6 protein-coding genes are annotated in these 6,000 nt (G+C 72.8%); 3 read left to right on the top strand and 3 right to left on the bottom strand.

Annotated elements, in window-relative coordinates; all coding sequences use genetic code 11:
• Positions 1-431: 431 nt before the first annotated feature.
• Complete coding sequence (locus PUR56_RS27050; RefSeq protein WP_329882787.1) at positions 432-1,436, bottom strand: stage II sporulation protein M; 1,005 nt, start codon at positions 1,434-1,436, stop codon at positions 432-434.
• A 235-nt stretch (positions 1,437-1,671) separates the two neighbouring features.
• Between PUR56_RS27050 and PUR56_RS27045 the strand changes: the two genes are divergently transcribed.
• Positions 1,672-2,619 (top strand): RDD family protein, encoded by a 948-nt coding sequence (locus PUR56_RS27045; protein ID WP_329950828.1) that lies wholly within the window; start codon positions 1,672-1,674, stop codon positions 2,617-2,619.
• 200 nt (positions 2,620-2,819) lie between these two features.
• Here PUR56_RS27045 and PUR56_RS27040 read toward each other — a convergent pair whose 3' ends face one another.
• Positions 2,820-3,434: a hypothetical protein gene (locus PUR56_RS27040; protein ID WP_329950827.1), complete on the bottom strand. Its 615-nt coding sequence runs from the start codon at positions 3,432-3,434 to the stop codon at positions 2,820-2,822.
• A 174-nt stretch (positions 3,435-3,608) separates the two neighbouring features.
• Positions 3,609-4,262, bottom strand: a complete 654-nt coding sequence (locus PUR56_RS27035) for a hypothetical protein (RefSeq protein WP_329882784.1) — start codon at positions 4,260-4,262, stop codon at positions 3,609-3,611.
• A 119-nt stretch (positions 4,263-4,381) separates the two neighbouring features.
• On the opposite strand from PUR56_RS27035, the gene PUR56_RS27030 reads away from it, so the two are divergent.
• Both PUR56_RS27030 and PUR56_RS27025 read left to right on the top strand, forming a co-directional pair.
• Positions 4,382-4,897 (top strand): SigE family RNA polymerase sigma factor, encoded by a 516-nt coding sequence (locus tag PUR56_RS27030; RefSeq protein ID WP_329950826.1) that lies wholly within the window; start codon positions 4,382-4,384, stop codon positions 4,895-4,897.
• Positions 4,894-5,985 (top strand): hypothetical protein, encoded by a 1,092-nt coding sequence (locus tag PUR56_RS27025; protein WP_329950825.1) that lies wholly within the window; start codon positions 4,894-4,896, stop codon positions 5,983-5,985. The genes PUR56_RS27030 and PUR56_RS27025 overlap by 4 nt, the downstream gene beginning before the upstream one ends.
• Positions 5,986-6,000 lie beyond the last annotated feature (15 nt).

Here is a 6,000-nt window from a genome sequence, read left to right as displayed (position 1 = left end):
GTCAACATATCTGGCGTTGACTTTTGGCACGCTGTTGAGTTCTCAAGGAACGGACACTTCCTTCAGGCGGCTTTCACACCGACCCTCCGGGCGCTTCGTTCTTTCGTGTTTCCAGCTTACCAGACGTTTTCCGCTCCGTTTCCCGGAGCTTCATTCATCCGATTCCCGCTGGGGGATTTCCTTCGACTTCGCTCCGAAGCTTATCAAAGCTTTCGGTGTGCTCAGTTCCGGGATTTACCTCGTCGGAGAGGGTGCGCATTCGTAAAACGCGCTCACCTCGACTCGGCGGTGTCGTAGACACTAACGCCTGTGCCCGACCGTTGTCCAGTCGCTCGCAACCGTTCGAACCTACTAGCCCACCCGCGCCACGTCAATGGTTTGGCTGAGATGCGAGAAGAGTAGCAGGTCAGGGGCCTGGTGATCACATCGACTCACGCAGCGACCGGCTGGAGGTCCGCCCGGTCGGTCGCCTCCAGATCGCCGGTCTCTCCGGTCGCCGCGGCCTTTCGACCCAGGACCAGGGCATAGAGGAGGAACGCCACCTCCGCCAGCGCGCCGATCGTGATCCGCGCCCAGGTGGGCAGGCCGGACGGCGTGACGAAGGCTTCCAGGACACCGGAGACGGCCAGGACGGTCGTGAGGCCGACGGCCATGCCGATGATGGACCGCCCCTGTTCGGCCAGAGCGGTCGCGCGGGTACGTGGGCCGGGGTCGACGATCGTCCAGCCGAGGCGCAGCCCCAAGCCTCCGGCGACGAAGACCGCGGTCAGTTCCAGCAGGCCGTGCGGGATGAGCAGGCCGAGGAAGATGTCGAGCCTGCCGGCGGACGCCATCAGTCCGACGCCCAGACCGAGATTGAGGACGTTGCTCCAGAGCACCATCACCACCGGGATCCCGAGCACGACCCCGTAGAGCAGGCACTGCACGGCGATCCAGGCGTTGTTCGTCCAGACCTGCGCCGCGAAGGAGCCGGCCGGACGGTCCGAGTAGTAGGCCTCGTAGTCGCCGCCGGGCCTGGTCATCTCCCGGATCTGGTCCGGGGTAGCCAGGCTGTTCCGGACCTCCGGATGTCCGGCGACCCACCAGGCGACGAGCGCGGTCGCGAGGAGGGAGAGGATCGCGACCGGCAGCCACCAGCGGCGCGACCGGTAGAGCGCGGCCGGGAAGCTCACCGTGTAGTAGCGCACGACGTCCCGCCAGCCGCTGGTCCGGCTGCCCGTGACCGAGTCGCGCGCCCGCGAGACCAGACTGGTGAGCCTGCCCTCCAACGTGGGGTCGGGCGCGGCGGCCTGGACCTTGGCGAGGTGCCCGGTGGCGCGCTGGTAGAGGGAGACCAGTTCGTCGGCCTCCTCCCCGGTGAGACGGCGCCTCCTGGAAAGGGCGTCCAGCCGGGCCCACTCCCCCTGGTGGGTGGCGACGAAGACGTCCAGGTCCATTCGGCGACTCCAGGGTCGGCGCGGGGCGCGCGGGCGGGCTTGGTCGGACAGGTGGGCCCAGCATGCCAGGGCACGGGTGCGCGCGGGCGTCCGGGACCTCCCTTCCCGACCGGGTCCGGGGCCCCGTATGTTGACGACTGCAGATCACGGGATCGTGGGGGCGATCCATCGGATTCCTCTCCCCGCGGATCACGGATCACGGACCACGAACCACCGACGGGAACGGACGGGTGCCTTGAGCGACCTGGTGACGGGCGAGGCGGTCGTCCTCGGCCTGCGTGCGGCGAAGCTTCCGAGCCGGGCACTGGCGATCGCGCTGGACCTCACCCTGCAGATCGCCGGCCTGGTGGCGGTGTCCCTGGTGCTGAGCCTGACGCTCGTCGACATCGACGGTGCGGCGGTCGCGGCGGTCACGCTCGGGCTGATGGTCTTCTTCCTGGTGGCCCTGCCGGTCATGATCGAGACACTGACCCGCGGACGTTCGCTGGGGAAGGCCGCCCTCGGGCTCCGGGTGGTGCGCAGCGACGGCGGGCCGGTGCGGTTCCGGCACGCGCTGGTGCGCGGGCTGGTCGGCTTCCTGGAGATCGTCGTGCTGTTCGGCGTCCCTGCCGTGATCTGCTCGATGGTGTCCACGGAGGGCAAGCGGCTGGGCGACGTGTTCGCGGGGACACTGGTGGTCCGCGAGCGCGTGCCCGGTGGCGGCGGCACCGCCACGGCGCTGCCGCCGGTCCACCCGCAGCTGTTGCAGGCGATCGGCGGCGAGCTGGTCGCGCTCGACCTCTCCGCCGTGCCCGAGCCGCTCTGGCTGGCCGTCCGCCAGCTGCTCGGGCGGATCGGCGAGCTCGACCCGGCGGTGGCCCACCAGATGTCGGTCAGGCTGGCGGACGACGTGACCGCCCGCACCGGTCATCCGGTCCCCTACGGCGTGCATCCGGCGGCGTACCTCGGTGCGGTCCTGACCGAGCGCCAGCGCCGTGAGTGGGAGCGGGCCCAGGGGCACGCCTTCCAGCAGGCCCGCCACCAGGCGCAGTACCCGGCGCAGGCGCCCGCGGCGCAGGGACAACAGCACCAGCCGCCGTACCCCCACCCGCACCCGACGGCTCCCGCCGCACCCACCGCACCGCCGGCACCGGAGCCCGCACCGAAGCCCGCGCCCGGTACCGGCTTCGCCCCGCCGGCCTGAGTCGTTCCCTGGCCGGCCCCGGTCCCGGAGGGCCTTGAAGCAGGCGCGTTGCCCGTGCGTCCCTGGATGCCCCTCGCCGGATCGGCGCGGTCTCGTCGCGTCGTGCGCGAGGCGAGGTCGTCGATCACGGACGTGGTCGGCTCGGGTTCGTGTCCTCCCTTCACGCGGACCGGGCCGGACACCGGCTCGTGTACGGCGCCTCAGGGCGACCCGTTCGTCAGCAGCAGATGGAAGCTGCGGCCGCGGTGGACGAACGTGGCGGTGTCGGATTCGCAGCCGTCGAAGTAGACCGGCCACAGCGGCTCCTCGCCGCTGTGGTAGCCGGTGGGGCGCAGGAAGTCCGGGCTGACAGCGGCGAAGGACCACGCCGGGCCGTCCTCACCGAGCAGTTCCCGGGCGAAGTCGCACACCAGTCGCTCGGCGTCCGCCGCCGGGTAGTGGTGGCCGTAGGGGCTGTACGCCTCGCAGAGCATCCAGCGCAGCCGCGCCAGGAAGCCGGCGTGGTCGAGCGGGCTCACCGCGGCGCGGAATCCCTCGCGCAGGAGCGGGCGCTCGAAAGGCTCGCTGTCGTACGCGTCCGCCAGGACGTACCAGTTGCGGCGTGCGTCGGCGGCGCGCATCAGTCGCTCGAACAGGGCACTGCGCAGGAAGGCGTGCAGGACGGCCCGGCGGTTCCCGGCCGTCACGAGTGCGTCGCAATCCGCGGTGAGCAGCAGGGTGTTGCTGTTCATCGCGCTGTCGACGGCGGAGAGGAAGGCGTCGACGGCCGGAGGTTCGGGATTCGGTGGTGGCGCGCTGAACCTCGGGGAGCCCATTGCCCCAGCCTTGCAGGCGGTCGTCGCCGGTTCAACGGCTCTTCCACCGATCTGACCGGCTACCCGGCGCGGCACCGGCCGGCGGTGCCGGCAGGGCGAACCGGGGGCCTGGGCGGGCAAGGGGCCGTCGCCGGTTCACGTCCGGGGCGCCGACACGAGGTCACGGAACGCCTCTCAGCCGCCCAGGCCCTCGCCGTACCCGAACGCGGCCGGCCACGCGTTCGGCGGGGACTCCAGTTCCTCCAGCTCGATCCCGCCCGCGGCGAGCACCACGTCCCCGGCGAGGTGCACGACCTGCTGCTCCCCCGTCTCCAGGTCCGCCACCTGGTACCGCTCGACCAGCAGCGGCCCCGAGTCGGTCTCGTGCGTGTCCGCGCCCTCCAGCAGCCACCCCTGGTCGAAGGTGCGCGGAGCCAGCACCGGCTCGGTGAACGCGACCAGCCGTACCCGCGCGCTCGCCCCCTCCCGCAGGCGCAGCAGCCGGGCGGTGGCGACCAGGAACCCCGGCGAGCGTCCGGCGAAGCCGTGCGCCCGGTCGTGGCCCTCGGCCGCCTGCTCGCCGGCCGGGTCGGCGGCGTCCGCCCGTACCCAGGCGACCCCGTCGACGGCACCGCCCCGCACCTGCCAGCCGCCCGCGCGCAGTTCCATCCGCAGCGGCCGGGCCCGCGCGTCCAGCGTCAGGTCCACCGTGCCGAGGACGTGTCCGTCCGGCGCGTAGGTCTTGGAGACGTACCGCCAGCCGGCCGGGCCGGGCGCGCAGCTGAAGCGCTCCTCACCGAGCAGCACGTGGTCGTGGGTGTCGTGGAGCGAGTACCGGCCGTTGGGCATGCCCGAAAGCCTACGTCCGCGATCACCGGCGCCCGGCATGCAACCTCCCGTTCCGGTGCCGCATCAAGGGGGTGGACGGCCGCCGACCGGCGCCGCCGGGTGAGGGGAAGGGGGGCAGGATGGCGAAGCAGGCACGCGACGCGGAGTTCACCGTGTACGTGGCCTCCAGGGGCGGCTGGCTGCGCAAGGTCGCCTATCTGCTGTGCGGGGACTGGCACCGCGCGGACGACCTGGTGCAGGAGAGCATCACCAAGCTCTACGTGCACTGGCCTCGGATCGGCGAGGTGGAGAACCTGGACGGCTACGCCCGCCGGGTGCTGGTGAACACGTTCCTCGCCGAGCAGCGCTCGCCGTGGTGGCGGCGGATCAGCCGCACCGGCGACGAGCCGGACGTCGTCTCGGTGCCCCCGGACCTCGATTCCGCACTGGACCTGCGCCGGGCGCTGGCCGCGCTGCCGCCGCGCCAGCGGGCCACCGTGGTGCTCCGGTACTACTGCGACCTGACGGTCGACCAGGCCGCCGAGGCGCTCGGCTGCTCGCCCGGCAACGTCAAGAGCCAGAGCTCCCGGGCCCTGCACACCCTCCGGGGCCTTCTCTCCCCCCGTCCCGCCCCCGCTGGGAGGACCACGTCATGACCGTCGACGAGCACCGTGACCTGACCGAGCGCCTGGTGGCCGTGGCCGATGCGCCCGCGCCGTCGGTCGGCTTCGACACCGCCTGGGCCGTCCGTCAGGGGCGGGCCCGCCTGCGCCGCCGGCGCCGGGCCTCGATCGGCGGGGCCGCGGTCCTGACCGCGGCGGTCCTCACCGGCACGCTGCTGCTGGAGCCGGGCGCCGGCGACGGGCCCGTCGGCTCCCCGGTCCCGGTGGCCCCCGCGGCCACGCCCACGACGGCCGACACACCCGCGGACTCCGCGGCGCGGACGCCCGGTGCCGTCGGCGCCTCGCCCACCGCCGTCCCGCCCGCCGTGGGCGACCCGCTGACCAGCGAGGTCAGGTTCGGCTGGCTGCCCGCGTGGGCGGCCGGTGTCGGCTACCAGGCGGGCACCCACGGCCAGGCGGCCACCGCCGGCGGGGGGAACGACCACTCCCCGATGATCAGGCTCTCGCTGTTCCCCGCCGGGCCGGAACCGGCGATCGACTCGACGTCGGCGTTCCCCCAGGTGAAGAGCCCGGCTCCGCCGGTCGACGGACGGACCGCGTACTGGCTGACGCGGCAGGGCAGCGCCGGCGACCACATACTGCGCTGGCTGACGCCCTCGGGGCGGTGGGCCCAGCTCTACTGGTGGGGTGGCAAGCCCGCCGACTACTCCGACGAGACCTTGCTGCGGATCGCGGCCGGTGCCTCCTTCGGGGCCTGGGACGTGCCGCTGCCGCTCTGGTTCGCCGGGCTGACGGAGCCCTTCCGGCCGGAGAACTCCTCGATCGGCCGGCCCGCGAACAGCTCGCTCCCCTGGTTCGCCGAGATCGAGTTCCGGGTCGAGGGCCGCACGGTCGAGGTCACGGTGAGCCCGGACGTGGAACCAGTGCCCGGCGACACCGTCCTCGGTCCGGCGTCGCCGACCTGCCGGACCGAGCAGGGGCTGAAGGTCTGCGCGGCGGTCTCGGACGGCGCCGCACCGGCGGCGCTCGAACAGCTCGGCGGCCTGAACGGCCTGCTGGGGCTGGTCCGCGTCACGGGCCTCGACGAGGGCACCTGGACCACTGACGTCCTGCGCCGTTGAGCACCGGAACGCCGG

Source organism: Streptomyces sp. BE303 (assembly GCF_036290945.1).
Lineage (GTDB): Bacteria > Actinomycetota > Actinomycetes > Streptomycetales > Streptomycetaceae > Kitasatospora.
Note: the sequence above shows the minus strand (reverse complement) of the source record. Positions and strands in the feature narration are given on the sequence as shown.

Bases quoted from the DNA above. Each gene is read 5' to 3' on its own strand.
- PUR56_RS27040 (WP_329950827.1), bottom strand. From the start codon at position 3,434: ATGGGCTCCCCGAGGTTCAGCGCGCCACCACCGAATCCCGAACCTCCG.
- PUR56_RS27050 (WP_329882787.1), bottom strand. From the start codon at position 1,436: ATGGACCTGGACGTCTTCGTCGCCACCCACCAGGGGGAGTGGGCCCGG.
- PUR56_RS27030 (WP_329950826.1), top strand. From the start codon at position 4,382: ATGGCGAAGCAGGCACGCGACGCGGAGTTCACCGTGTACGTGGCCTCC.
- PUR56_RS27025 (WP_329950825.1), top strand. From the start codon at position 4,894: ATGACCGTCGACGAGCACCGTGACCTGACCGAGCGCCTGGTGGCCGTG.
- PUR56_RS27035 (WP_329882784.1), bottom strand. From the start codon at position 4,262: ATGCCCAACGGCCGGTACTCGCTCCACGACACCCACGACCACGTGCTG.